The following is a 24,943-nucleotide window of genomic DNA, read 5'->3' on the forward strand; positions in this document are numbered from 1 at the left end:
GTGGATGGACACAGTTTCAATCATTCGTAAAAAGCGGGATGGACATGAATTATCAACGGAAGAAATTCGTTTTCTTGTAGAAGGTTATTCTACAGGAGATGTCCCAGATTATCAGATGTCTTCGTTTACCATGGCAGTTTTTTTCAATGGAATGACTGACCGAGAAACGGCAGACCTTACTATGGCAATGGTCGAGTCTGGTGAACAGGTTGATCTTTCTAAGATTAATGGAATAAAAGTAGATAAACATAGTACTGGTGGGGTTGGAGATACCACTACTTTAACACTTGTTCCACTTGTAGCGGCTACTGGGGTTCCAGTAGCAAAGCTTTCAGGACGGGGGCTTGGTCATACAGGTGGAACAATCGATAAGTTGGATGCGATCGAAGGATTTTCCACGGAACTCGATATTGAAGAGTTTATTCGATTAGTTAATAATAGTAACGTAGCTGTAGTGGGCCAAACGGCAAATTTAACACCTGCGGATAAGAAACTTTATGCACTCCGGGATGTAACAGGAACGGTTGACTCCATTCCCTTGATTGCCAGTTCTATTATGAGTAAAAAGATTGCATCCGGTGCAGACGCTATCGTTCTCGATGTAAAAACAGGCGATGGAGCCTTTATGAAAGAAGAGGCGGATGCGATTAAATTGGCAAAAGCGATGGTGGCAATCGGGAAGCAAGTAGGCCGAAAAACAATCGCTGTCATTAGTGATATGAGCCAACCACTCGGTTATGCGATCGGAAATGCCGTTGAAGTAGAAGAAGCCATTGCTACCCTTAAAGGAGAAGGTCCAGAAGATCTTCACGAGTTAGGGCTTGTCCTCGGTTCTCAAATGCTAATTCTTGCCGGTCGTGCGAAGACAACCGAAGAAGCACGCGGTTTGCTAGAAGGTGTGGTGAAGGACGGTAGTGCCCTTGCGAAATTCCGGGAGTTTATCAAGGGACAACATGGAAATGCAGAGATCGTGGATCATCCAGAACTTCTTCCACAACCAGCAGAGAAAATCGAATTCCTAGCGAATCAATCTGGATTTGTACAACGTATTCTCGCTGAAGAAGTGGGTCTGTGTGCGATGAGATTAGGTGCTGGCCGTGAAACCAAAGATGATGTGATCGATTATGCTGTAGGTATTGTGCTTCATAAAAAAGTAGGCGATTCTGTTTCTGACAAGGAAGTGATCGCTACCTTGGATGTGAATAAAAAAGATAATCTTGATGAGGTACAGTCTCGTCTACGCCAAGCGATTCAGATTGGGTCTGAGCAAGTCCAAGCACCGCCATTGGTACATTGCATTGTGACAGAAGATGGTGTGCAAAAATATAAATAGTAGGGTTTTGGTGAAGCAAAAGCGAGCGAGATAACAAGATAAAGTCGCGAAACCCCCTAATTGTAGGTTTTTGTGTTCAACAATTAGGGGGTTTTTCTATGAAATCATAAGCGATTCTAGCATCTTCTTTAGACCATCTGGATAGAAACAGAAAAACAAACATATTCTCTACCCTTTTTCATATCATGGTTATATACGTTTGTAAGGAGAGTGTTAAGAGTGATTGAAAATATGGGAAACGAGCAATCTGCCGAACAACTTTATCTTGAATTGTTAAAAAAAGCAATCTTATTTGAGATTTGGATTGAGCATGAAAGAAATTTCCCTAGTTCAGATAATTATGTGTTCAATCCCGTTCCAGAAAAGCGAGAAACGGGTTCAGATTGGCCACCAATTGCTCATAGTATGATTGGCAGGGAACGTATGAATCACCTGCATCAATGCTTGGAGTCAGTAATCCGTGAAAACGTTCCCGGAGATTTTATCGAAACAGGGGTTTGGAGAGGTGGTTCGTGTATTTTTATGAGAGGATTTTTAAAGGCTCATAGAATTACAGATAGAACTGTTTGGGTTGCTGATTCATTTGAAGGATTGCCACTGCCTGATCCGAATTACCCTGTTGATCAAGGCGGAGTCTGGCATATGTATGACTTTTTAAGAGTATCTTTGGAAACGGTAATAGATAATTTCAAAAGATATAGTTTATTAGATGATCAAGTATCTTTTCTAAAAGGTTGGTTTAAAGATACCTTGCCTAAAGCCCCTATTCAAAAAATAGCACTAGCTAGACTAGATGGAGATATGTATTCCTCTACTTGGGACAGCTTGAGTAATCTATACGATAAAATTTCTTTGGGAGGATATATCATCATTGATGACTACATCCTGCCTTGTTGTGCAAGTGCAGTGCACGATTTCCGAAACCAATTCGGTATAGATGATGCAATCATCAAAATTGGTAAAGAACCTTGTTCAGCTGCTTATTGGAGAAAAACAAAAGAACGTTCGAAGGCTGTATTGAAACCACATACCGTGTAGTAGATTACACAGGAAATGGAGGAATGAAATTGGCTATTCATCTATCCCCAGAACAAAGCATCAACCATCCTGATCATAAAAGGGTCTGTTTTATTCATGCACGTACTCTAAACCACTGGGCAGATATAACATATGGACAATTAAAGAGGTTATGCTCATCTGGCTTATATCAAAAATTAGATGCTGTTTTTATTAATTTTGTGACGGACCATATAAACGACCCTGAATATATTCAACAGTTTATCATAGAGCCCTTGAGTCATTATGATGATACCGTTCAATTTAGAATACTTCCTGAAGAACAACAGTGGGAAAGACCCACCTTGCATTGGTTGCATGATTACTGTAGTGCAAGCGTAAATAATGTGGAAGTGCTATATCTCCATTCAAAAGGAATAACACATTATGGGAAGGAACATTTACCGTGTGTAGAAGACTGGGTTAATTTGATGGAAACCGTATTAATTGACCATCATCAAGTGAGCTTGGACTATCTAAAAAAAGTGGACGTTTGTGGAACTATCTATATCTATTCACATCCTTATCCACCGTGTTATATGGGGAATAAGTGGTGGGCGAATAGTGATTATCTCAAGAAGCTATCCCCTCGTGTTGGCTCTAACCACCTGGATCCAGAATTTTGGATTCTAACCAATCATACTGTTACCTTTGCAGATATATTCAATTCTGGATATGGGATTGCCGTTCATTATGTGCAACCATTCCCTAAAGAGCGGATTCCAACCGAGTTTCAACCTGTTGTTTATGAGAAAAATGGGGGAGAAGTAAGAGTAATCCAGATTTAGAATTTTGAGATGCTGGTGCAATAGAAGGAAGAAAAGCCCAACATTTTCATCATAAAGCATCTTTTTTCCTTTTGTTCAGATACTTCAATTGCCTGATAGCTATGCTATCAGGCAATTTCTTTTCCTCATGAACTACTTTTTTGAAACACAACTAACTAGACTTCATCCAGTGAATCCATCGTTATTTTACTTCAAAAAATTTGGCTACATCGTCAACCATGAGGTTTGCTGCCAGAACGCCACCAGCGGTATTCCAGATCGTGTCACTCACTTTGAATGCTTTTTTGTTTTTAACTGCATTTAGTCCTTGAAAGAGTGGGTCTTTTAGCCATTCTTTTTCGAGATCGGTTGCTTTGTTATCGCCTGTTTCGTAGGTGAAATAGAATAGGTAGTCACCATCCATAGCTGGGATGCGCTCTTTTCCTACACCACGTTCCGCTAAGTCATTTTTATTTTGTGACTCAGGACGTGCAAATCCGAGATCTTTCAAGATCACTCCAGAGAAAGAATCTAGGTGGTAGATGCGAACGTCACCTGTTACGAAACGAACCATGGAAACTTTATTTTTTAGCTTGTCCCCGAGTTTCCCTCTTAATTGGGAGATTTTTTCATCATATTGAGTCAGAATTTTTTGTCCCTCTGATTCTTTGTTTAATACCTTTGCATAGAATTTGAAGTTTTCTTTCCAGTCACCCCGAAGTGATTCGGAGAAGACAGTTGGTGCAATTGCTTTTAGTTGTTCGTATATTTTTTCCTGACGCATTTTGTTTCCTATAATTAAATCTGGCTTTAAAGAAGCGATGGTTTCAAGACTTGGTTCACTTTCTAACCCAACCACTTTAACGCCTTCCATTTGATCCTTAATATGATCGTACCAAGGCTTACCTGTAAAGGATTGTACAGCTCCAACTGGCTTTACTCCTAAAGCGAGTAGGGCTTCTGTTCCTTCGTTAGTAAGAATTACAACTTTTTTAGGTGTGCCTTTCACTTCAGTTTTGCCCATAGCATGTTCGATTGTAGTAGTAGGACCGTCTGATTTTCCAGATTCAGTTGTAGTTTTACTACCGCAAGCAGTAAGAGCAGATGTGAGGAAAAGAAGGCTCGCTAAGATGAAAAGGGAGCGACTCTTCATAAATCGTGAAAACATATGTATGATTACCTCCGTTGATTTGAAAATGATTTTCAATTACAATGAGAATCATAATCAATATTTAGTGCAGCTGTCAACAAAATAAATGAAAATAATTCTTATTAAAAAACAACTTTGTGATCATGTGAGGGGAGTATGTAGTAAGAAATGAAGATTCATACACACCAGGGGAAATGGCTTGCACTAATCACTTCCATTTTTTTATTAATTTTTTGCATGTTGGGTAGTGTGTTACTTGGCTATACAGATACGTCTATTCAAACGGCTATTCAAGCTTTTTCACATCCTACTGGCGTTTTTGATCAATTAGTGGTGACAGAAGTTCGCTTGCCACGAGCTTTAATTGGTGCCGCGATTGGGGGAGCATTAGCCGTTGCGGGTGCATTGATGCAAGCACTTACCCGTAATCCGATGGCTTCCCCTGATTTTATCGGGGTAAATGCGGGAGCTAGCTTCTTTATCGTGGCTGCGATGATGCTGTTCTCGGTTACGTCATTGGAAGCGTTTTTATGGATTGGATTAGTGGGTTCTGCGATGACCTCACTTTCTGTTTACTTATTGGGCTCTATCGGGAGTGGTGGATTGTCTCCCTTAAAAATCACATTAGCGGGAGCAGCAACGGCGATGCTATTCGCCTCTATGACGCAAGGGTTGCTAGTGTTAGATGAGTCGGCACTCGATCAAGTGATGTTTTGGTTAGCCGGTTCGATTGAAGGGCGAAAATTAGAGTTATTGCAACTGGTAGTTCCCTATTTGACGATGGGGTTCCTCATTGCCCTTTTCTTAGGAAAATCGATTAATGTGTTACAGATGGGAGAAGATGTAGCAACGGGTTTAGGGCAGAAAACGTGGTTAGTAAAATTGCTTGGACTCGTTTCGATCGTTCTTCTAGCAGGAAGTGCTGTATCGGTAGCAGGCCCTATTAGCTTTATTGGGGTGATGGTTCCTCATATTGCCAAAGGATTAGTGGGTAATGATTATCGTTGGTTAGTTCCTTTTAGCATAACGATCGGAGGGATTGTCCTCGTGTTGGCTGATATAGCGGCTCGATTTGTCATGATGCCAGAAGAGGTACCTGTAGGTGTGATGACAGCATTGATCGGAATCCCTTTTTTCTTAGCAGTAGCACGTAGGGGAGTCGGAAAGGCATGAAAACGAAGCGATGGTTGATAATACGTAGAGGGAGAGCAGAACAAGTTTCACTTCTATTTGAAAAGCGTTCATTTTGGATGATTACGATTTTTCTAGTTCTTTTGATAGTAACGTTTCTCCTGTCTGCAGGAGCAGGAGAAGTATATGTGAACCCGATTGAGGTGGGTAAAGTCATATTCGGTATGGATGCGAATGCATTTTCGAAGCTAGTTGTAGAATCGTTTCGGCTACCCCGAATGATTGTAGCGATTTTGGTCGGAATGTTACTCGCTATTTCAGGCTCTATTTTGCAGGGGATTGTGCGAAATCCGCTTGCTTCTCCTGATTTATTAGGGATTACAGGTGGGGCGAGTGTGGCGGTTGTTATGTTTTTAGGAATGTTTAGCAATCCTAAGACGAATGCTCTATTGGTGAGTATTCATTGGCTTCCATTGATTGCGATATGTGGGGCTATCATTGCAGCCCTCATTTTATATAGTCTTGCTTGGAAAAATGGCTTATCACCTATGCGTCTTGTGTTAATGGGGATTGGCGTTTGGGCACTGATGAAAGCGCTGACGACTTTGTTCATGGTGAAAAGTGTCATTTACCGCGCAAGCCAAGCAAATGTGTGGATTACTGGTTCAGTATATGGAACAAATTGGGATCATGTATCGATATTAGTCCCAATCGCACTTTTACTCTTTTTATGTACTTTCTTTTCTGTTCGTCCATTAAATGTTCAAGCTTTTGGCGAAGAAATCGCGGTTGGTTTAGGTAGTCAGGTCTCAAAACAAAGATTATGGTTACTTACTTTGAGTACATTAACAGCTGGGGTGGCGGTTGCTTATGGTGGAGGAATTAGTTTTATCGGTCTCATGGCACCCCATATCGCCCGTAGATTGGTCGGTTCGAATTATGGTGCTCTTTTGCCTATTTCAGCCTTAATTGGAGGGTTCCTCGTGTTGCTTGCCGATACGATTGGCCGGACTTTCTTCCTACCATTGGAAGTGCCAGCAGGTGTGTTTATCTCGATTTTAGGAGCCCCTTATTTTATCTATTTATTAATTCGAGAACGAGTCTAACGGTGATGATCCATGCATGAAAGGAAGGAGATGATTAACGTTATGATTGCAGTAGAGACAAGTCAATTAAAATTGGCATATGGAGAGCAAGTGATTATCGATGGATTGGATGTTGAGATTCCAAAGGGGAAGATTACGGTATTAATCGGCTGTAATGGATGCGGAAAATCAACTCTACTACGCTCTATGGCTCGGCTACTAAAACCAAAAGCCGGAACCATCTTATTGGAAGGACAGACGATTTCAAAAATGTCCACGAAGGAGATCGCGAAACAGTTAGCGATTTTGCCCCAAGGCCCTGTTGCTCCTGAGGGATTAACGGTATTACAACTAGTGAAACAAGGGAGATTTCCTTATCAAAGCATGCTGCGTCAGTGGTCTACGGAAGATGAGGAACTTGTAAACAAGGCACTTCAAGCGACGGGGCTAGATGAATTACGAGATCAGGACGTTGATTCGTTATCAGGTGGACAGAGGCAACGTGCTTGGATTGCTATGACCCTTGCACAAAATCCAGATATTCTATTGTTAGATGAGCCAACGACATACTTAGATCTAACACATCAGGTAGACATTCTGGACTTATTATTTACGTTAAATCGCCAAGAGAACCGTACTATTTTGATGGTTCTACATGATCTTAATTTAGCCTGTCGATATGCGGATCATCTGATTGCGGTCAAATGTGGAGAGATTTATGCACAAGGATCACCAGAAGAGATTATGTCGCCTAGCTTGGTACAAGATGTATTTCAAATGGATTGTAAGATTATTTCGGACCCCATCTTTGGGACCCCTTTATTAATCCCGCACGGGAAAGGGAGAAACGTTGCTAGAAAGGAGGGGTAGACATGTCCATGATGGTGGAAGAGCTTAACTTGTTACAAACTCGATTTCGCCTTGATCCGCGTTCTTGGAGTGAGCTACAAAGTGAAGCTCAGGGATGGAGCTTTCCGTTGAGCGATTTACTTGAAGAGAAGCCCAGAGAACAAGTGTTACGCCAAATCAAAGACCTTCTTGGAACAGCTAATCTATCAGTAGCTAGCTCCATGTTGGTGAAGAGAATTAGCTTCGCCTTCTTGATTCCGTTAGCGTTATTTTCGCTTTATCAAAAGAGAGTAACAGGATCAACTTGGAATGTGTCATTGTTAACCCCTCTTGAATCAGATTCATTATGGGTCCCCAGTATTGTTATGGACCTATCTGAGATACAAGAAGTACTTGTAGAGAATCGTTCTTCTGAGCGAACAGAGTTATTTCGTTGGATGTTTCAACAACATTTTGCACCATGGGTGAATGGAATACGATGTTCCGTCAACATTTCGGAAATCACACTATGGGAAAATGTATTTGTCTATATAAAATGGATGTATCAGACTATGCGGAGCGAGGCTTACTCTGTAGAATGTAAAAGACAGATTGAGGAAGATTATCAAGCACTCATTTCCGATCCTACCTTATCTCTTGATCAAAAAGGAACGAATCCATTTATCGCTTTTTCGCAAGAAGCTTTTACCCATAACCGTAAAACATGTTGCCTAGCCTATTTAACTTCCCTACGACCTCAGCATTGCAAGACTTGCCCTGTAAATTGTAGTGCTCGTGGATCATCTTCTAACTGATTTCGCATACTTCCTGTTTGTCTGAGAGACACTATGCTCATTAGGACGATAGGAGGAATGCTAGATGCTGAAACGGATCAGTATCTCTGTTTTTATTTCAATCTTTGTACTCTCTTTATTTGTGCCACGAGCTATCATACATGCGGCAGAACTAGATCTAGCACCTAATGCGAAATCAGCTGTATTGATGGACGCGGATACAGGAACGATCATTTATGAGAAGAATAGTCATGAAAAACTACCGCCTGCGAGTATTACGAAGGTGATGACGATGCTTCTGGTGATGGAATCAATTGAACAGAAGAAGTTGAAGCTAACTGATTCAGTCACGGTTTCAGAAAATGCCTCGTCAAAAGGTGGCTCTCAGATTTTCTTAGAACCAGGTGAATCGATGACCGTTCATGATTTATTAAAAGGAGTGGCCATCGGTTCGGCAAATGATGCTTCAGTTGCTTTAGCCGAGCATATCGGAGGGACAGAGGATAACTTTGTTGCGATGATGAACAAACGCGCTGTGCAGTTAGGATTAAAGGATACCAAGTTTCAAAATCCAAATGGTTTACCTGTAGCAGATCACTATTCTTCTGCATATGATATTGCTTTGCTTTCTCGAGAGCTATTAAAATATCCTGAGATAACTAAGTATACGAGTATGTATCAGGACTACTTGCGACAAGATTCGAAGAAGCCATTTTGGCTCGTAAATACGAATAAATTGGTTCGTTTTTATCAAGGGCTAGATGGTCTGAAAACAGGTTTTACCACTGAGGCACGTTTTTGCTTAACTGCAACTGCGAAACGGGATAACTTCCGTGTCATTTCGGTAGTTCTCGGTGAACCTGACTCGAAAATGCGAAACCAAGAAGTCTCCAAGATGTTAGATTATGCGTTTAGTCAGTACACCAACTACACTTTCTACAAAAAAGGGGATCTTATAGCCAAAGTTGAAGTGGATAAAGGCGAACCTGAAGAGATGTTAATTCGTGCGCATCACTCGATGTCGATTCTGATGAAGAAGGGCGAAGATCCGAAGCAGTATAAAAAGGTAGTTCATTTTAAAGAGTTAAAAGCTCCGATTAAGCAAGGGGAGACGATCGGGACAATCGACTTTACGAATAAAGAAGGAAAAGTCGTAACTCATCTCGAGATAACAAGTTCGAGGGACATCCAAGAAGCTAGCCTTTGGAACGCGATTCAAAAAGTGTTTACGGACATCTTTAAGTAACTTCTTGAAGGAAGCTAGCCAGAAAGCTAGCTTCCTTTTTTGGTTTTATAGCAGGATATGGGAATTATTTGAAGAAAACATCATACAGAAGAGAAGCACCTGAATGAGAAGGAGGGGTTCAGTTGGCTTTACATTTAGATGTAAAACGTTCAAAGAATGTGCTAGTTGCTCGTCTCGATGGAGAATTAGATCATCATACGGCGGCTCATGTTCGTAAAGTGATTGAGGAAGAGCTAAATCACGAATGGGTCACTCATCTTGTATTAAATTTGGAGAAGCTCGAATTTATGGATAGCTCTGGTTTAGGAGTGATCCTCGGTCGCTATAAACGAGTGACGCAAATGGGGGGTAAGATGACGATCTGCTCTGTACAACCGTCGATTGAGCGAATCATGGAGATGTCAGGGTTGTTTAAGATTCTTCAAATGTTTCAAGATGAAAGCAGTGCAGTTTCTGCATGTGGGGTGGCGTCATGATTAAACCAGTACATACAAACTTTATGGAATTATGTTTTAATGCTCGATCAGAGAATGAATCATTTGCTCGAGTAGCGGTTGCCGCTTTTCTATCGCAGTTAGATCCTACTATAGAGGACTTGACAGATATCAAAACAGTCGTGAGTGAAGCGGTCACAAACTCAGTCATTCATGGGTATGAGGAAGATCCAGAAGGTGTAATCTTAATTCGCACCGAGATTGAAGGTACTAAGATTTGTGTGCAAATTACGGATTATGGTTTAGGAATTGAAGATGTAGCGGAAGCACGGCAGCCTCTCTATACATCGAAACCCGAATTGGAGCGATCGGGTATGGGTTTTACGATCATGGAGAATTTCATGGACGAGGTGATGATTCACTCCAAACTAGGAGAAGGTACGACCATTCAGCTAGTTAAACAGCTTACTCCGCAATCTCAGCAATCGTTAGTGAATTGAGGGAAGCAATATGGATGCGGAAGTGCGTAAAGAACGTCATAATCATTTGTCGGATGCCGAAGTCAAAGAGCTCATTTTACTCAGCCAGCAAGGGGACCTGTTGGCTCGAGATCGGTTAGTGAGTCATAATATTCGATTAGTTTGGTCCGTGGTGCAACGTTTCTTAAATCGAGGTTATGAAGCAGAGGACTTGTTTCAAATAGGAAGCATTGGATTACTAAAAGCGGTAGATAAATTTGATCTCAGTTATGATGTGAAGTTCTCCACCTATGCGGTCCCGATGATTATCGGAGAGATTCAACGATTCCTTCGAGATGATGGGATGGTAAAAGTAAGTCGTAGTTTGAAAGAATTGGCTAATAAAGTACGAAAAACCAAGGATGAGTTATCGAAACGTCTAAATCGACTGCCCACATTACATGAGATTGCGAAAGAGATTGGAATTGAGCCGGAAGAGATCGTTTTCGCACAAGAAGCAAACCGTGCCCCTACTTCGATTCATGAGACGGTATATGAAAACGATGGCGATCCGATTACATTGATGGATCAAATTGCGGATGATAGCGAAAAATTTTGGTTTGATAAGCTGGTGTTACATGATGCGATTGATCGTTTATCAGAACGAGAGCAATTAATCGTGTACCTACGGTATTTTAAGGATCAAACACAATCGGAAGTAGCCGAAAGGTTAGGTATATCTCAGGTTCAAGTTTCTAGGCTAGAGAAAAAAATCATTGCCCGGATGAAAGAAGATTTATCACAAATTAATTAATTCCTTGTGAAGGAGTATCCTGTTACGGGATTGCTCCTTTTTTTTCTTGATTTGGGCTTTTAACTATAGCAAATCAGTGTTTTACTCATAAAGGTAATACATCCCTAGTAATGTGAAAGGATGTGTTTCTTTGTCTCGTTCGAGTATCGCTCAACTTCTCTATCCTTGGAAAAGAACTGATTTTATCCCAAATATAACGCAAAATGAACAGCCGTTTTCTTGGGTAGAAAAATATTCTTATGTGTATAGTGGTCCCTATAATCAAAATGCGATTGCTCTTACATTTGATGATGGACCAGATGAGGTCTATACTCCAAAGGTATTAGATATTCTAAAAAAATATCGAGCTAAGGCAACTTTCTTTTTGGTCGGAAATAATGTAGAAAAATACCCAGAAGTAGTAAAACGAATTGCAAGAGAAGGCCACCAAATTGGGAATCATAGCTATGACCATGCAAATTTAAAAAAACTACCTGATAAGGAATATCATGAACAAATTGAAAAAACGGGAAGACTGATACGTAATCTAGTCGGATATACACCGAAAGCATTTCGGCCACCTTATGGTTCCCTCAGTGAAAAACAAGTAAAATGGGCAAGCGATAAAAAATACCTCGTGACACAATGGAATGTGGATACATTAGACTGGAAAGGATTAAGCAAAGAAGAAGTTTTGTCAAGAGCATTAGATTCTACTACACCGGGAGCTATTATCTTACAACATTCTATGTATCCAATGAAATTACAAGGCTCAGTTGAAGCTCTAGAGCAACTGATTCCCATATTAAAGTCAAATGGAACTCGATTGGTTACCATCTCCCAAATGTTTCGTACTCCTCAAGGGATATAAGATTTCATATAAAAAGGCTCTTACTTTGAAGTGATACACAAAGTAAGAGCTTTATTTGTTGTGATTTTCACTGAAATTTATTTTTTTGCACATACTACTTTTAACCACAATGTGAAAGGAGTCGCACACTTGTGGCATCAATCGTTTATATCAAGTTGAAGAAAAAAATAAAAGCACAGATGGAGCAACGGATTTTGTTGCAGGATATAGCAGAAGTTGTAGCGGATCGGGATCAAATGGAACTACAACATATGCCGATTATCCAGCTTACTCCCAAATACGGTACTTATGCCGTGATTGAAGCGATTCATGTGCTACGTGTGGTAAAACATGCATTTCCGCATCTACAGATTCAGATGATCGGGCCCGTTCATTCCATCATCGAGCGATCTCCAGAGCCACGTCTACGTAGGAAACTGTTCGTTTTTTTAACGTGGATTTTTCTATTTACTGGTTCTGGATTAGCTATTATGAACTTCCATACAGATGTTAGTATGAAGAAGGTGCATGACCGGATCTATTTTCTTGTCACGGGTGATCAGGTAGATGGATCTTTATGGTTGCAGATTCCTTATTCGCTTGGGATCGGAGTAGGAATGGTCCTTTTCTTCAATCATGTATTTAAACGCCGCTTCAATGAGGAGCCAAGTCCGATGGAGTTGGAAATGTATCTATATCAAGAGACAATCGATCAGTACGTCATCGAACACGAAAAGGTTCGTACAGAAGGGGACTCACATGATCCAACAACTCATTGATGGTCTCATTCTCGTCTTTTTCGGTTTGGCTGGTGGCTTTGCAGTAGGGAGTGGATTTGTCGCTTTTATTGCTGTACTAGATATCGTGCCTCGCCTTACCCATCTTACTCGTTCGAAGTCTTCAATCCATTGGTATGAGGGAGCTATTATTACAGGTACATTAGTCTTCACATGGCTCGATTTGAGAAATATGACGCTTGGAATTCCGATGTGGATCATCCTGCCACTAGGGGCTTTCATGGGAATTTTTGTTGGAATGTTAGCAGCTGCATTGACCGAAGCATTAAATGTATTCCCGATTCTCGTGAAACGTATGGGGATGAAGGAATCACTGTTGATGTTCTTGATGGCCATGTCGCTCGGAAAAGTAATCGGCTCTCTGTTGCAGTGGACCTATTTTAAAATCTGGTAATGGAAAGGATGAAATCAAGTGGGGACGTTTCTGACTGCTTTTATAGTGGGAGGCTTAATTTGTGTAATTGGACAATTATTAATTGATTTAACGCCACTTACCCAAGCACATGTAATGACATTATTAGTGGTTACGGGGGCTGTACTAGATGGAATCGGCTTGTACGAACCGCTTATTAAATTTGCGGGAGCAGGGGCCACAGTACCCATTACCAGTTTCGGTAATGCACTTGTTCACGGTACGGTTAAACATATGCAAGAAAATGGGATAGCAGGATTATTATCAGGCATGTTTTCAATCACAAGTGCAGGTATTACGGCGGCGATCGTATTTGCTTGTTTAACTGCCCTTATTTTTAAACCGAAAGGGTAACGATAGATGGATCACCAAAGAAGAAAAGTGATTGTCGTGACAGATGGAGATCAGGTTGCTCAAGAAGCTTTGGAACAAGTAGCTAAACGAATTCATGGACGCGTGATCTCCCTCTCTGCGGGTAACCCGACCCATCTTTCAGGACCTGAGCTTGTGAAACTGATCCATCGGGCGAAATACGATCCAGTTATCGTGATGTTTGATGACTGTGGAAATGCCAAGGAAGGATTTGGAGAAAGGGCATTACGATATGTAGCGAATCATGAAAGCATCGAAGTAATCGGTGCGATTGCTGTTGCTTCAAACTGTATGAAGAGCCGAGGGACACCTGTCCATATGGCTCTAGATTGTCATGGAAATGTGATTAGTCATCCAGTTGATAAATATGGGAAACCCCAGTATAATGAAGAACTTCGAATCTACGGAGACACCGTAGAAATTTTAAATGCGATTCAAATTCCGATCATCATCGGAATCGGTGATGTCGGGAAGATGCGAAGGTACGATTATTATAAAATAGGAGCTCCTGTTACTACGAAGGCAATTAAACTATTATTAGATATTTATCAAAAGAATACTGGAATTGTTGATATATAAAGAGAATCCAATCGATGCTCACTATGTGAAATCTGTTGGATATATTTCGTTGTAAAGGAATAGTTCCTATGTTACAATTACAAAAATTCACAGTTCGATTGTTTAGGGGAGAGGATTTGTTATGTCAAGGTACGATCTTGATCAAATAGGGGATATGGTGGCTCAGTTAGTTGGAATGGTAGGGAAGAACAATGAGAAGCTCGACCAAATGGATGAGAAGCAGTCTAAAATGGATGAGAGATTGTCTAAGATGGATGAGAGATTGTCTAAGATGGACGACAGACTTTCTACGATAGAAGAGGATATGTCCATTATGAAAGATGACTTGTCAGCTACGAAGGACAACATTGAATTCTTAATCGATCGCCAGTATGCAACGGAGAAGGAAGTTTGGAAGCTTAAGAAAAAGGCGTAAGCTGATTGAATCGATTGTTTGAGTTTGTGTTCAGAGAATGTGGCTTGAATGTAACTCGACTCATGGCTCCTTGTGTTAACACTTATAAAAAATATTCCTCTACATCATAGGAGTGAGATATATGTTTAACATACGAAAAGCAACGGGAGATGATTTATCCGCAGTACAACAAGTAGCACAGCAATCTTGGCATTATACTTATCGTGACATAATTCCAGCGAATTTAATCCAACGTTTTCTCGACCAAGCGTATAGTATACCTAGTATGGAACACAGGTTACATAACACTTATCTTTACGTAGTGGAGCAAGACGATCAATTAGTCGGGTTCTCCAACTTTTCGAAAACAAATGAGACTGGAATGTCGCATCTGATTGCGATTTACCTTTTACCCGCATATATTGGACAAGGGTTAGGGAAAAGTTTACTCCAATATGCCATGCAGGAGGAGTGCCTTCAAAGTGCAAAAGAGATCGAATTAGAAGTTTCTACTGAAAATAAACGAGCCATTGATTTTTATCAGTCTATGGGCTTTCGGATTATAGACGAATATGTAGATCTTTTTTTTGATAAAAAAATTCAAACAACTAAGATGATTTGGACACAAAATCAAGCTGGTTGATTTTGTGTCTACTTTGTGTCGATAAAGCCTAATCCTGACCCTTATGTTACAATTAGTGATGAATTTCACATATATTCCTTTGAAGAGGGGATTTACATGAAAAAGCATGCTACATTGCGCTTTTTATCTGTTATCACAGCACTCGTTTCATATTTCATGTTACTGATGGGTGCGATTGTGACTAAGACGGGCTCAGGAAAAGGGTGCGGAAACTCATGGCCGATCTGTAAGGGAGAGTTGATTCCAGAATCGATGCCGCTTGAATCGATTATCGAGTATAGTCATCGAATTATTTCGTCAGCAGCTGGCATACTCATTCTTGCGCTTACGATCTGGTCGTGGATGATTTATCGTGATAACTTTCGCGTGAAGCTATTTGGAGCCATGAGCGTATTTTTTGTTCTGTTACAAGGTGGTTTAGGAGCTTTAACTGTTATGTTTGAAGGTCCTTTTATCAAAAAATTTATGTTGGCACTTCATTTTGGTTTTTCTCTTATTTCGTTCGCAAGTGTGATGCTGTTGGCTATTCAACTTTTTCGACTCCGTGATAGAAAGCCAGATAAAAGTTCTGGCACGCCTTTAAGTCGAGGATTTGGTTGGAGTGTATGGGGATTGGCGACGTATACATACATTGCTGTATACAGTGGAGCGCTCGTTCGTCATATGGAGGCAACGATGGGTTGTGGCTATGATTTTCCTAGTTGTGGGGTGACGAAATTCCCTGGATTTGGATCCACTGCGGAGATTCACATGCTTCATCGATATGCAGGGATTTTGCTCTTTCTGCTAACTTTGTGGCTATTAGTTGTTGTTCTTCGGAAGTATCGCGATAATCGAGATTTTGTACAAGGTAGTTGGATTGCGATGATTCTTATTACCTTGCAAGCAATAGCTGGAATTGTAACAGTTAAAACAGGTGGAGTGTTGATGGCCGCCCTGGTTCATACTACGATTATTACGATTTACTTTACTGCGATCAGTTATTTGTGTATGTTGGCTGGTGCACCGTGGAAGAAGAGATAAATTACGATAACTTTGCATAAGCTTATAAAAAATGAACCGCACCTCTCAACTGTTGGACACGAAATAAAATCCAACAGTTGAGAGGTGCTTTTTCTATGAATTTGAATACCGCGTTCATTTCATCATGATGATCGGCAATGTAATCCCTAGACAATTTTTTCCCCACAAGATATACTTGACTTGTTATACAAATCACAATTTAATACCAATGTTACATCCTTCGGGGCAGGGTGAAATTCCCTACCGGCGGTGATGGCGTATATAAATGCGCCTTAGCCCGTGACCCGCTTTTAGCGGTGGATTCGGTGAAACTCCGGAGCCGACAGTATAGTCTGGATGGGAGAAGGATGATATGGAACGACTCCTTGAGCGTTGATTTTTTTCAAAAACTCAATCTTTCAAGGTTTATTTTGCTGTGTATAAAATAGCAAAATAAGTAATAGTCGTAACGTTTCTTTCCCATACCTAAAGACAGCCCCAGCGAAAAAATCGTTGGGGTTTTTTATGCAACTATATACAAAAGAAGGTGAATAGATCCATGTTTACAGGAATCATCGAAGAAGTGGGCTATGTAGCTCGTGTCCGCACTGTTGGCCAGACACAGGTGTTAGTGATTGGGTGCCACAAAGTTTTGGAAGGGACAAAGCTAGGCGACAGCATTGCGGTAAATGGTGTTTGTCTTACGGTTACCAAAATGGATCATGGCTTTTTCTATGCTGATGTGATGCCTGAAACATATCAAAGGACTTGCTTACAGTTTCTTCGTTCCGATGATCCAGTTCATTTAGAGCGTGCTGTGGCTCTGGGTGATCGAATGGGAGGGCACTTCGTTCAGGGACATGTCGATGGAATAGCAAAGCTTATAAAGAAACAACCTGCAGAGAATGCAGTCTTATTTCAATTTGAAATCGAACCAAGCTGGACCAAGTTTATGATTCCTAAAGGCTCTATTGCAATTAATGGCACAAGTCTAACCTTAGTCGAGGTGACAGATACAACTTTTTCTGTCTCTTTGATTCCACACACTATGCGAGAAACGCAGTTTGGTTCTCTCGTAACAGGCGATCGAGTCAATATCGAGTGCGATATGATGGCCAAATATATAGCAAAGTGGACTGGGGTTTACTCAGAGCCAACGATCACATCCGATGGAGTACAACTTACGACTTTACAAAGAACTGGTTTTCTATAAAAGGGGGAGACGATAGATGTTCCATACGATTGAAGAAGCGATAGCCGACCTAAAGCAAGGGAAAATGATTATCGTGGTGGATGACGAAGATCGAGAAAATGAAGGGGACCTCGTAGCGCTTGCTGAATATGCAACGCCGGAGTTAGTTAATTTTATGGTTTCTCAAGGGCGTGGACTTGTGTGTGTGCCGATCACAGCGAAGAGAGCGAAACAATTGGAGCTTTCTTACATGATTGAAGCAAATGAGAATACGGACAAACACGGAACTGCTTTTACTGTTTCAGTTGACTCTCAAGCTTCACACACGGGGATTTCTGCCTTTGAACGTTCTCAAACAGTGCTTGATCTCATGGACGAGACTAAACAAGCACATGATTTTCGGCGACCTGGTCACATTTTCCCTCTAATTGCAAGAGAAGGTGGAGTCATCGAGAGACCGGGGCATACAGAGGCAGCAGTTGATCTCGCAAGGCTTTGTGGTTCCTCACCGGCTGGTATACTCTGTGAGATTTTAAATGAGGATGGAACGATGGCTCGCGTTCCAGATCTAATCCCCTTTGCAACGAAATGGAACCTCAAAATGATTACCATTCAAGATTTAATCCAATATCGTTTAGCACAAGAGCCAACTGTCGAGCGGCGTGAAGAGATTCATCTTCCAACGGAATACGGGGATTTTCGGATGATTGCGTACACGGCTCCTGATGGGAAAGAGCATATCGCATTGGTAAAAGGAGTTGTAGATCCAGAAAAGCCTGTCTTAGTTAGGGTTCATTCGGAATGTATGACCGGCGATTTATTTACTTCCCGGCGTTGTGATTGTGGTGTGCAACTGCATGAATCACTATTAATGATCAAAGAAAATGGCAGTGGCATCTTAATTTATCTCCCTCAAGAGGGGCGTGGAATCGGTCTGTTAAATAAGATGCGTGCTTACCAATTACAAGACCAAGGTCTTGATACGGTGGAAGCCAATCTGCATCTTGGATTTCCAGATGACAAGCGCGACTACCATAGTGCAGCGCAGATCTTACGTGATCTAAGTGTCGATCAGATTCATTTGATTACGAATAATCCTAGAAAAGTATCGGGTTTACAACAGTCTGGGATTGAAGTATTAGAGAGAGTACCGATTGAAGTTCATCCATATACAGAAAATAAACGTTATTTAGTCACAAAGAAAGAAAAATTAGGTCATCAATTACAGTGGGTATAAAGGAGAGGAATTTTTATGATAGAAAAAGTATATGAAGGTAAATTAGTTGCGCAAGGATATCGCTTTGGGATTGTGGTAGCCCGATTTAATGAGTTTATTACGAGCAAATTATTGGGTGGTGCTAAAGATGCCCTCTTGCGTCATGGCGCAGAACAGGAGAATATAGAGATAGCGTGGGTACCAGGCGCGTTTGAGATTCCGCTGATCGTAGAAGAGATGGCGGCTTCTAAGAAATATGATGCGATTATTACATTAGGGTGCGTAATCCGTGGGTCAACTACCCATTATGATTATGTGTGTAATGAGGTAGCGAAGGGAGTAGCGAGTGCAAGTGTTCGCCACCGACTACCTGTGATGTTTGGCGTTATTACTACGGAGAATATTGAACAAGCCATTGAGAGAGCGGGAACGAAAGCAGGGAATAAAGGGTATGAAGTAGCGGTAGGGGCTATTGAGATGGCAAGCCTACAACGCGAATTACTCGGATAAAGAAAGTCGTGATGAATACCTGTGGAAGTAAAATTTAAATTGAATTCGTTTGAAGGCCCTCTGGATTTATTACTTCATCTGATTGATCAATCCGAGTTGGATATCTATGAAGTGCCCATTTCTCAGATTACAGATCAATATATGAGCATGATTCAAGAAGCAAACCATTATGAGATAGGGATGGCAAGTGAGTTTATCGTGATGGCTGCTACATTATTAGCGATTAAGAGCCGGATGTTACTTCCAAAACAAGAGATCTTCGAAGAAGCACACGGCTTTATGGATGATGAGTGGATGGATCCTCGGGAAGAGTTAGTTGAGAAGTTGTTGGAGTACAAACGGTACAAACGATTAGGGGAAATGTTACGGGGGCAGGAAGAAGAGAGGAGTCGTGTCTATACGCGAATGCCAACAGATCTAAGCTCCTTTGCTCCCGTTGAAAATCCAGTAGCGGGCTTGACAACGGATGACCTCTTACAAGCATTTGTCGTTGCTCTTCAGAGCCATTCACCTAAAAATGAGCCCATGACCAAGCTGGCACGAGAGGAAATCTCAGTAAGTGATCGCATGGAGGAAATTGTTCAGGAATTAGCGATTCAGGGGCGGATTTTATTTACGTCGCTGCTAGACTGGATGAAGATGAGTAGGGAGCGAGTTATTACTACTTTTTTGGCCCTTCTTGAATTAATGAAGACGAAACGGATCAGGTGTAGCCAATATGATCTTTTTGCTGATATCTTGATCGAACCGTTTGTGCAGGAGGCGACCTCATGATAGAAAACAGAGAATGGAAAGCGATTATCGAAGGTTTACTATTTGCGGCTGGGGATGAGGGGCTAAGTGTAAAAGAGTTATCTGAGATTACGGAGTTGTCCAAGCAAGAGGTTCAAATGTTTGTGAATGAGATGATGATGGAGTGGAAATTAGACCAACGAGGAATTCAGATGGTTCAAGTGGCAAAAGTATACCAGTTGACCACTCTTGCAGAGCATAATAAATACTTTGAGAAGCTGGCCAGTGCACCCACAAGATCCCAATTATCGCGTGCGGCTTTGGAAACGTTGGCGATTATCGCATATCGCCAACCGATTACACGCTTGGAAATTGAGGAGATACGGGGAGTGAAGACAGATCGTACCGTTCAATTACTGCAACGAAAAGGGCTAGTCCGAGAAACAGGACGCGCGGAAGGGCCGGGTCGTCCGATTTTACTAGGTACAACCAAAGAATTTCTTGAGTATTTCGGTTTAAATCGATTGGAGGATTTACCTGCACCAGATAGCCTTTTTAACTGGCAAGAGATGGAGCAGGAACGTCATGAGTTATTTGAGCGCTTAGGTGTAGAGAAGGTTTAAACCCCATTATTCAGGCTCATACTACCTATTATGGGTAGGTGAGGTGCGTGCAAATTCTTTCTTGGGTTTTTCTTATTTTATTTATTGTACTTATCTTGATTGTATGTTCCAACATTCAAATTGAATTGGAATATCAACGTGAAGGCAAGATGGATGATGGAGCCGTTCGTATAAAGGTATTTTATGGGCTTATCCGTTATACGATGCGGATTTCGGAGATGAATATGGATGTTGACCCAGAAAAAGGGATCACGTATCAATCCGACTGGGACGCGAATGCAGGTAACTCCACCGTGCATTCTGGGAAAAGCAAGGAAAGAATGAATTGGTCTGGGTTTCAAAATGCAAGAGAGCGATTTTCAGAGATACTGGAAAGAGTACAAGATTTCTTTCCGTTAATTCGCTATTTTTGTTCTAAGATATGTTGTAAGAACTTAGAATGGAAGACCCAAGTAGGTACTGGGGATGCCGCTGAGGCTGGAGTGCTAACGGGCCTTGTTTGGGGAATCAAATCGTTTTTAATCAGTGCAGTTGGAAATTATATTAAGTGGAAAAAAGCGCCTGAGATTGATGTGATCCCCCATTTTAATCAACTTGCTTTCAATATGTATTTTCATTGTATACTTTGCTTTCGGGTGTGGCATGCTATCGTTGTAGTGACCCGTCTCTGGATCCAAATGCGAAAAGGGAGGGAACGGACATGGCAGGCGAGCACCCAATTCAAGGCTTGATGATGACGGCAATGGAAAATTTGAAAGAAATGATTGATGTAAATACCATCATTGGTGAGCCAGTGGAAACGGTTGATGGTCAAATCATCATCCCTGTGTCAAAAGTAGGATTTGGTTTTGCTGCAGGTGGTTCTGAATTTGTAGGACTTGGAAAAATACAAACCCAAGAAACCCGTTCATCTCGTTCAGAGACTTCTACAGACCGTCGAAGTGAACGTAGAGATGAGTCTAACTCTGGATCTAATAAACAACACTACCCATTTGGTGGGGGTAGTGGGGGCGGGGTATCGATTACTCCTGTTGCGTTCATCGTAGTAGGTCCCCACGGTATTCGCCTTCTTAATTTAGAGGGCGCTAACCATTTGTATGATCGTCTAATCGACTCTGTACCTCAATTGTTTGAACGATTCTCGAGGAAAAAACATCACCATTCTCATGATGGTGGATGCCATCCTGAATGTGAATAGATTGAAGAAAGGATATGGAGATAAAGGCCATATTCTTTTTTTGTTCCATCATAACGAGATCCTGTCCGCATATAAATGGTACAAACCCCTATGGTGGACGAGGTGGATGTAGTGAAGAAGTGGCGGATTATCACCGGACTTTGCATCATTTGTATGGTTTGCACGATGTTTCCCACACCCATTTATAGCCAAGAAAATCAAAATCAAGCACAGCAAATCTCCGCTAAAATGGGAGATAGTGCTGCTGCATCGATTTTATTAGATCAAACTTCGGGACGAGTCCTATACGCAAAAAAAGAAAATGATGAGATGAAAATTGCAAGTCTGACGAAGATTATGACAGCTATCCTTGCGGTCGAAAAAGGAGATCTACAAGACTTGGTTACGATTCAGCCCAGTGCGGTGGGTGTAGAAGGATCTTCTATTTATTTAAAAGCGGGCGAGAAAGTACCTCTAGAGGCGCTTTTATACGGGCTGATGTTACGTTCCGGAAATGATGCTGCTACTGCGATTGCACAGCATATTGGCGGTTCCTTGGAAGGTTTTGTTTATTTAATGAATGAGAAGGCACAAGAATTAGGGCTTCAACATACTCATTTTACAAATCCGCATGGACTAGATGAAGAGAAGCATTATTCATCTGCGAAGGATCTTGCATTATTAACCCAGTATGCTCTCCGAAATCCTATTTTTCAGCAAATTGTTAAAACGGAGTTAAAGACGGTGGAGTGGCCGGGTGAAGAGTGGAAACGTACGCTACTAAACAAAAATAAACTGTTGAAAATGTATCCCTTTGCAGATGGGGTTAAGACAGGGTATACGAAACAGGCTAAGCGAACTCTTGTTACTTCGGCGACAAAAGATGGACAACAGTTAATTGCAGTCACCTTAAATGATGGAGATGACTGGAAAGATCATATGAATTTGTTTGATTATGGATTCCAAAACTTTCAGCTTAGGGAAGTAGTGAAGAAAGATCAGAAAATCACCTCTACGGAGATGGTAAATAAGGAAAAAAAGCGTTTAATCCTTGTGGCTGGAAAGTCCTTATCCTTTCCACTACAAAACTCAGAGACCAGCCAAGTAAAAATGGAATCCACCGTAAGTTATCCCTTAGAGAAAGTAGAGAAAAATGGAGTATTGGTTGGAACAGCGAAAGTCTACTTTGAACAAGAGTTAGTAGGGATTGTTCCGATCTACAGTAAATTCACACAAGACCCAAGCATCTTAAATAGTTGGATGGAAGTATTGGCATTTATGTGTGGAAGGATGGGGCAAGGTGATTAATTATATCTGGGTATTTATGATCGTAAGTGGGATTATCGCTGCTGTCCTTCAAGGAAAGATCGATCTAGTTACATCTGCCGCACTAACGGGCGCCAAAGATGCTGTTGCGGTATGTATTGGGCTTATCAGTATTCTTGTTTTTTGGTTAGGAATGATGAAGATTGCAGAGGATTCAGGACTTCTGAAGAAGCTCACAAAATTTCTGAGACCCATTGCCAAATTGCTATTTCCAAGTGTGCCCGAAAATCATCCAGCGATGGGCTATATTTTATCCAATATGAGTGCTAATTTGTTTGGATTGGGGAATGCTGCTACTCCGATGGGGATTAAGGCAATGGAAGAGCTACAAAAGCTAAATCCAGAGCCTCATAAAGCAACTCCTGCGATGTGCACCTTGTTAGCTTTAAACACATCTGGATTAACGCTAATACCGGCTACGATGATTGGGATTCGAATGAAATATGACTCTGCTAATCCGACTGAAATTATCGGTCCTACCCTTTTGGCTACGATCGTCGCTACAGGTGGTGCTGTTTTATTGGACCGCTATTACCGGCATCGTCATTTTAGAGGACTAAATACATACAAGAAGTAAAGAAATGCAAAGGAGAGGGATCCATTGTATGAAATAATCTCGGCTATATCCAACTATATGCTACCTGCCATCATCGTGCTTATCCCCCTCTATGCATTGTTTCGGAAAGTTCCTGTATACGAAAGTTTCGTGGAAGGAGCAAAAGAAGGTTTTCCCACAGCGATCCAGATTATCCCACACTTAGTAGGTATGATGTTTGCTGTAGCCGTATTTCGAGATACAGGAGCACTCGATTTTTACTTACAAGCATTAGTGCCACTTGCCAATTGGTTACATATCCCCCCTGATATCCTGCCTATCGGAATCCTAAGACCGATCTCTGGAACGGGCTCGCTTGCATTTGTAGAAAGCATCTTTCATACTTTTGGCCCCGATTCTTTCATGGGAAAGCTAGCTTCTACGATACAAGCAAGTACGGATACGACTTTATATGTCATTACTGTCTACTTCGGCGCTGTTGGCGTTAAGAAATCATTATATGCTTTAAAAGTCGGGCTTCTAGCTGACTTGATCGGATTTGTCGCTTCACTCATCATCTGTACCATTATGTTTGGAGCATTGTAAATTCAAATAAAATGAGTGCTAGTTTACCAATGTGTAAAATAGCACTCATTTTGCTTTTTAGAATAAAATTAGATTCGTCACTCAAGTTCTGCTATCATCAATATGAGTGTAAGCTCCGGTCGAAACGGCTATGATGACAAATGAGGTGTAATAATGGAGCGTTTACAAAAAGTACTTGCCCAAGCAGGGATTGCTTCACGCAGACAAAGTGAAGAGTTGATCCTACAAGGGAAGGTAAAAGTAAATGGACAAGTTGTACAGACATTAGGAACGAAGGTCGATCCAGACCAAGATTGGATCGAAGTAAATGGAAAGCATATCAAACAAGAGAAGAAGCGCACGTTTGTCTTTTATAAACCTAAGCTTGTCATTACGAGCATGAGTGATCCGGAAGGCCGTAAAACGGTTGTAGATTACTTTGCCGATGTTCCTGAACGGATCTATCCCGTAGGTCGTTTAGATTACGAGACAGAGGGATTATTACTCATGACAAACGATGGGGAGCTTGCTAACCGTTTAGCTCATCCTCGTTACGAAGTGAACAAGGTATATATAACGACGGTCAAAGGCAAGCCGACAGATGAAGAATTAGAACAACTTCGCAAAGGAGTCCGTTTAGAGGATGGCATGACCGCTCCTGCTGAAGTGCGTATGATGCAAGCCAATCCCGAAAAGAGCAAACTTCGGATTCAAATTCATGAAGGTCGGAATCGCCAAATTCGTCGTATGTGTGAAGTAATTGGCTATCCTGTTCTCCACTTAATTCGGACCAAGTATGCTTTTCTTCACTTACAAGGCTTAAATCCTGGGGATAAACGTGAATTGACGAAAGCAGAGATCGAGAAATTAAATCGTATGCTACGATAGTATGTTCAAATAATCTTCAAATTTGTAATCAAAGT

Annotated in this window: 31 protein-coding genes and 1 riboswitch; of the genes, 30 read left to right on the top strand and 1 reads right to left on the bottom strand. The window is 41.3% G+C overall.

Annotated features, from left to right (window positions below; all coding sequences use genetic code 11):
* Positions 1 to 4: 4 nt before the first annotated feature.
* The 3 genes from BLU58_RS11365 to BLU58_RS11375 all read left to right on the top strand — a co-directional run bounded on the left by BLU58_RS11365 (position 5) and on the right by BLU58_RS11375 (position 3,177).
* Positions 5 to 1,333, top strand: coding sequence for a pyrimidine-nucleoside phosphorylase (locus BLU58_RS11365; protein ID WP_093292333.1), 1,329 nt, complete (start codon positions 5 to 7; stop codon positions 1,331 to 1,333).
* A gap of 231 nt (positions 1,334 to 1,564) precedes the next feature.
* Entirely contained in the window at positions 1,565 to 2,371 is an 807-nt protein-coding gene (locus BLU58_RS11370; protein WP_093292421.1) for a TylF/MycF family methyltransferase, read from the top strand.
* A gap of 29 nt (positions 2,372 to 2,400) precedes the next feature.
* Complete coding sequence (locus BLU58_RS11375; RefSeq protein WP_093292334.1) at positions 2,401 to 3,177, top strand: hypothetical protein; 777 nt, start codon at positions 2,401 to 2,403, stop codon at positions 3,175 to 3,177.
* Positions 3,178 to 3,358: 181 nt separating this feature from the next.
* Here the strand turns inward: BLU58_RS11375 and BLU58_RS11380 are convergent, their stop codons facing one another.
* On the bottom strand, positions 3,359 to 4,309 hold the full coding sequence (locus tag BLU58_RS11380; RefSeq protein ID WP_093292422.1) for an ABC transporter substrate-binding protein: 951 nt from the start codon (positions 4,307 to 4,309) through the stop codon (positions 3,359 to 3,361).
* Between the two features lie 165 nt (positions 4,310 to 4,474).
* Between BLU58_RS11380 and BLU58_RS11385 the strand changes: the two genes are divergently transcribed.
* The 27 genes from BLU58_RS11385 (at position 4,475) to BLU58_RS11515 (ending at position 24,908) form a co-directional block, all read left to right on the top strand.
* Positions 4,475 to 5,479, top strand: a complete 1,005-nt coding sequence (locus tag BLU58_RS11385) for a FecCD family ABC transporter permease (RefSeq protein ID WP_093292335.1) — start codon at positions 4,475 to 4,477, stop codon at positions 5,477 to 5,479.
* Complete coding sequence (locus BLU58_RS11390; RefSeq protein WP_093292336.1) at positions 5,476 to 6,543, top strand: FecCD family ABC transporter permease; 1,068 nt, start codon at positions 5,476 to 5,478, stop codon at positions 6,541 to 6,543. The genes BLU58_RS11385 and BLU58_RS11390 overlap by 4 nt, the downstream gene beginning before the upstream one ends.
* A 42-nt stretch (positions 6,544 to 6,585) precedes the next feature.
* Positions 6,586 to 7,392, top strand: a complete 807-nt coding sequence (locus BLU58_RS11395) for an ABC transporter ATP-binding protein (protein WP_093292337.1) — start codon at positions 6,586 to 6,588, stop codon at positions 7,390 to 7,392.
* Positions 7,393 to 7,394: 2 nt separating this feature from the next.
* Entirely contained in the window at positions 7,395 to 8,165 is a 771-nt protein-coding gene (locus BLU58_RS11400; RefSeq protein WP_093292338.1) for an IucA/IucC family C-terminal-domain containing protein, read from the top strand.
* A 64-nt stretch (positions 8,166 to 8,229) separates the two neighbouring features.
* A complete protein-coding gene (locus BLU58_RS11405) occupies positions 8,230 to 9,390 on the top strand; it encodes a D-alanyl-D-alanine carboxypeptidase family protein (RefSeq protein WP_093292339.1) in 1,161 nt (386 codons plus the stop codon).
* Between the two features lie 122 nt (positions 9,391 to 9,512).
* The gene (gene spoIIAA, locus BLU58_RS11410; RefSeq protein ID WP_093292340.1) at positions 9,513 to 9,866 is read left to right on the top strand and encodes an anti-sigma F factor antagonist; all 354 of its coding nucleotides are present in this window, start codon (positions 9,513 to 9,515) and stop codon (positions 9,864 to 9,866) included.
* Positions 9,863 to 10,324: an anti-sigma F factor gene (gene spoIIAB, locus BLU58_RS11415; protein ID WP_304442034.1), complete on the top strand. Its 462-nt coding sequence runs from the start codon at positions 9,863 to 9,865 to the stop codon at positions 10,322 to 10,324. Before spoIIAA ends, spoIIAB begins: the two co-directional genes overlap by 4 nt.
* Before the next feature lie 10 nt (positions 10,325 to 10,334).
* Positions 10,335 to 11,096: an RNA polymerase sporulation sigma factor SigF gene (sigF, locus tag BLU58_RS11420; protein WP_093292341.1), complete on the top strand. Its 762-nt coding sequence runs from the start codon at positions 10,335 to 10,337 to the stop codon at positions 11,094 to 11,096.
* Between the two features lie 130 nt (positions 11,097 to 11,226).
* Positions 11,227 to 11,946: a polysaccharide deacetylase family protein gene (locus tag BLU58_RS11425; RefSeq protein WP_176786632.1), complete on the top strand. Its 720-nt coding sequence runs from the start codon at positions 11,227 to 11,229 to the stop codon at positions 11,944 to 11,946.
* Positions 11,947 to 12,077: 131 nt separating this feature from the next.
* Entirely contained in the window at positions 12,078 to 12,704 is a 627-nt protein-coding gene (locus tag BLU58_RS11430) for a stage V sporulation protein AA (RefSeq protein WP_093292343.1), read from the top strand.
* On the top strand, positions 12,685 to 13,116 hold the full coding sequence (locus BLU58_RS11435) for a stage V sporulation protein AB (RefSeq protein ID WP_093292344.1): 432 nt from the start codon (positions 12,685 to 12,687) through the stop codon (positions 13,114 to 13,116). The genes BLU58_RS11430 and BLU58_RS11435 overlap by 20 nt, the downstream gene beginning before the upstream one ends.
* Before the next feature lie 18 nt (positions 13,117 to 13,134).
* Entirely contained in the window at positions 13,135 to 13,488 is a 354-nt protein-coding gene (gene spoVAE / locus BLU58_RS11440; protein ID WP_093292345.1) for a stage V sporulation protein AE, read from the top strand.
* Between the two features lie 6 nt (positions 13,489 to 13,494).
* On the top strand, positions 13,495 to 14,085 hold the full coding sequence (locus tag BLU58_RS11445) for a stage V sporulation protein SpoVABEA (protein WP_093292346.1): 591 nt from the start codon (positions 13,495 to 13,497) through the stop codon (positions 14,083 to 14,085).
* 121 nt (positions 14,086 to 14,206) lie between these two features.
* Positions 14,207 to 14,500, top strand: a complete 294-nt coding sequence (locus BLU58_RS11450; protein ID WP_093292347.1) for a hypothetical protein — start codon at positions 14,207 to 14,209, stop codon at positions 14,498 to 14,500.
* Positions 14,501 to 14,621: 121 nt separating this feature from the next.
* On the top strand, positions 14,622 to 15,122 hold the full coding sequence (locus BLU58_RS11455) for a GNAT family N-acetyltransferase (RefSeq protein ID WP_093292348.1): 501 nt from the start codon (positions 14,622 to 14,624) through the stop codon (positions 15,120 to 15,122).
* A 96-nt stretch (positions 15,123 to 15,218) separates the two neighbouring features.
* The gene (locus tag BLU58_RS11460) at positions 15,219 to 16,145 is read left to right on the top strand and encodes a COX15/CtaA family protein (protein WP_093292349.1); all 927 of its coding nucleotides are present in this window, start codon (positions 15,219 to 15,221) and stop codon (positions 16,143 to 16,145) included.
* Between the two features lie 212 nt (positions 16,146 to 16,357).
* Positions 16,358 to 16,497: riboswitch (FMN riboswitch) on the top strand.
* A gap of 186 nt (positions 16,498 to 16,683) precedes the next feature.
* Positions 16,684 to 17,337 (top strand): riboflavin synthase, encoded by a 654-nt coding sequence (gene ribE / locus BLU58_RS11465; RefSeq protein WP_093292350.1) that lies wholly within the window; start codon positions 16,684 to 16,686, stop codon positions 17,335 to 17,337.
* A gap of 16 nt (positions 17,338 to 17,353) precedes the next feature.
* On the top strand, positions 17,354 to 18,553 hold the full coding sequence (locus BLU58_RS11470) for a bifunctional 3,4-dihydroxy-2-butanone-4-phosphate synthase/GTP cyclohydrolase II (protein ID WP_093292351.1): 1,200 nt from the start codon (positions 17,354 to 17,356) through the stop codon (positions 18,551 to 18,553).
* 15 nt (positions 18,554 to 18,568) lie between these two features.
* Entirely contained in the window at positions 18,569 to 19,042 is a 474-nt protein-coding gene (gene ribE / locus BLU58_RS11475; protein ID WP_093292352.1) for a 6,7-dimethyl-8-ribityllumazine synthase, read from the top strand.
* 21 nt (positions 19,043 to 19,063) lie between these two features.
* Positions 19,064 to 19,816, top strand: a complete 753-nt coding sequence (locus BLU58_RS11480; protein ID WP_093292353.1) for a segregation and condensation protein A — start codon at positions 19,064 to 19,066, stop codon at positions 19,814 to 19,816.
* Positions 19,816 to 20,397 carry an SMC-Scp complex subunit ScpB gene (gene scpB, locus BLU58_RS11485; protein WP_093292424.1) on the top strand — a complete coding sequence of 194 codons (582 nt, stop codon included), beginning with the start codon at positions 19,816 to 19,818 and terminating at the stop codon, positions 20,395 to 20,397. The genes BLU58_RS11480 and scpB overlap by 1 nt, the downstream gene beginning before the upstream one ends.
* 47 nt (positions 20,398 to 20,444) lie before the next feature.
* Positions 20,445 to 21,128: a DUF2953 domain-containing protein gene (locus BLU58_RS11490; RefSeq protein ID WP_093292354.1), complete on the top strand. Its 684-nt coding sequence runs from the start codon at positions 20,445 to 20,447 to the stop codon at positions 21,126 to 21,128.
* Positions 21,098 to 21,595: a GerW family sporulation protein gene (gene ytfJ / locus BLU58_RS11495; RefSeq protein ID WP_093292355.1), complete on the top strand. Its 498-nt coding sequence runs from the start codon at positions 21,098 to 21,100 to the stop codon at positions 21,593 to 21,595. Before BLU58_RS11490 ends, ytfJ begins: the two co-directional genes overlap by 31 nt.
* A gap of 111 nt (positions 21,596 to 21,706) precedes the next feature.
* Positions 21,707 to 22,882, top strand: coding sequence for a D-alanyl-D-alanine carboxypeptidase family protein (locus BLU58_RS11500; protein ID WP_255404691.1), 1,176 nt, complete (start codon positions 21,707 to 21,709; stop codon positions 22,880 to 22,882).
* A complete protein-coding gene (locus BLU58_RS11505) occupies positions 22,875 to 23,477 on the top strand; it encodes a nucleoside recognition domain-containing protein (protein ID WP_093292357.1) in 603 nt (200 codons plus the stop codon). Before BLU58_RS11500 ends, BLU58_RS11505 begins: the two co-directional genes overlap by 8 nt.
* Positions 23,478 to 23,501: 24 nt before the next feature.
* On the top strand, positions 23,502 to 24,041 hold the full coding sequence (locus BLU58_RS11510) for a spore maturation protein (RefSeq protein WP_093292358.1): 540 nt from the start codon (positions 23,502 to 23,504) through the stop codon (positions 24,039 to 24,041).
* A gap of 153 nt (positions 24,042 to 24,194) precedes the next feature.
* Positions 24,195 to 24,908 carry a pseudouridine synthase gene (locus BLU58_RS11515; RefSeq protein ID WP_093292359.1) on the top strand — a complete coding sequence of 238 codons (714 nt, stop codon included), beginning with the start codon at positions 24,195 to 24,197 and terminating at the stop codon, positions 24,906 to 24,908.
* The last annotated feature ends 35 nt before the right edge of the window (positions 24,909 to 24,943 follow it).

Origin of the sequence: Thermoactinomyces sp. DSM 45892 (assembly GCF_900107305.1) — a bacterium.
GTDB lineage: Bacteria > Bacillota > Bacilli > Thermoactinomycetales > Thermoactinomycetaceae > Baia.

What these genes read in the sequence shown, in the direction of transcription:
- BLU58_RS11460 (WP_093292349.1), top strand. Translation starts at nt 15,219, where the DNA reads ATGAAAAAGCATGCTACATTGCGCTTTTTATCTGTTATCACAGCACTC.
- BLU58_RS11405 (WP_093292339.1), top strand. Translation starts at nt 8,230, where the DNA reads ATGCTGAAACGGATCAGTATCTCTGTTTTTATTTCAATCTTTGTACTC.
- BLU58_RS11400 (WP_093292338.1), top strand. Translation starts at nt 7,395, where the DNA reads ATGTCCATGATGGTGGAAGAGCTTAACTTGTTACAAACTCGATTTCGC.
- spoIIAB (WP_304442034.1), top strand. Translation starts at nt 9,863, where the DNA reads ATGATTAAACCAGTACATACAAACTTTATGGAATTATGTTTTAATGCT.
- BLU58_RS11435 (WP_093292344.1), top strand. Translation starts at nt 12,685, where the DNA reads ATGATCCAACAACTCATTGATGGTCTCATTCTCGTCTTTTTCGGTTTG.
- BLU58_RS11455 (WP_093292348.1), top strand. Translation starts at nt 14,622, where the DNA reads ATGTTTAACATACGAAAAGCAACGGGAGATGATTTATCCGCAGTACAA.
- BLU58_RS11385 (WP_093292335.1), top strand. Translation starts at nt 4,475, where the DNA reads ATGAAGATTCATACACACCAGGGGAAATGGCTTGCACTAATCACTTCC.
- BLU58_RS11445 (WP_093292346.1), top strand. Translation starts at nt 13,495, where the DNA reads ATGGATCACCAAAGAAGAAAAGTGATTGTCGTGACAGATGGAGATCAG.
- BLU58_RS11515 (WP_093292359.1), top strand. Translation starts at nt 24,195, where the DNA reads ATGGAGCGTTTACAAAAAGTACTTGCCCAAGCAGGGATTGCTTCACGC.
- BLU58_RS11370 (WP_093292421.1), top strand. Translation starts at nt 1,565, where the DNA reads ATGGGAAACGAGCAATCTGCCGAACAACTTTATCTTGAATTGTTAAAA.
- BLU58_RS11450 (WP_093292347.1), top strand. Translation starts at nt 14,207, where the DNA reads ATGTCAAGGTACGATCTTGATCAAATAGGGGATATGGTGGCTCAGTTA.
- BLU58_RS11380 (WP_093292422.1), bottom strand. Translation starts at nt 4,309, where the DNA reads ATGAAGAGTCGCTCCCTTTTCATCTTAGCGAGCCTTCTTTTCCTCACA.
- ytfJ (WP_093292355.1), top strand. Translation starts at nt 21,098, where the DNA reads ATGGCAGGCGAGCACCCAATTCAAGGCTTGATGATGACGGCAATGGAA.
- ribE (WP_093292350.1), top strand. Translation starts at nt 16,684, where the DNA reads ATGTTTACAGGAATCATCGAAGAAGTGGGCTATGTAGCTCGTGTCCGC.
- BLU58_RS11365 (WP_093292333.1), top strand. Translation starts at nt 5, where the DNA reads ATGGACACAGTTTCAATCATTCGTAAAAAGCGGGATGGACATGAATTA.
- BLU58_RS11390 (WP_093292336.1), top strand. Translation starts at nt 5,476, where the DNA reads ATGAAAACGAAGCGATGGTTGATAATACGTAGAGGGAGAGCAGAACAA.
- BLU58_RS11395 (WP_093292337.1), top strand. Translation starts at nt 6,586, where the DNA reads ATGATTGCAGTAGAGACAAGTCAATTAAAATTGGCATATGGAGAGCAA.
- ribE (WP_093292352.1), top strand. Translation starts at nt 18,569, where the DNA reads ATGATAGAAAAAGTATATGAAGGTAAATTAGTTGCGCAAGGATATCGC.
- BLU58_RS11470 (WP_093292351.1), top strand. Translation starts at nt 17,354, where the DNA reads ATGTTCCATACGATTGAAGAAGCGATAGCCGACCTAAAGCAAGGGAAA.
- sigF (WP_093292341.1), top strand. Translation starts at nt 10,335, where the DNA reads ATGGATGCGGAAGTGCGTAAAGAACGTCATAATCATTTGTCGGATGCC.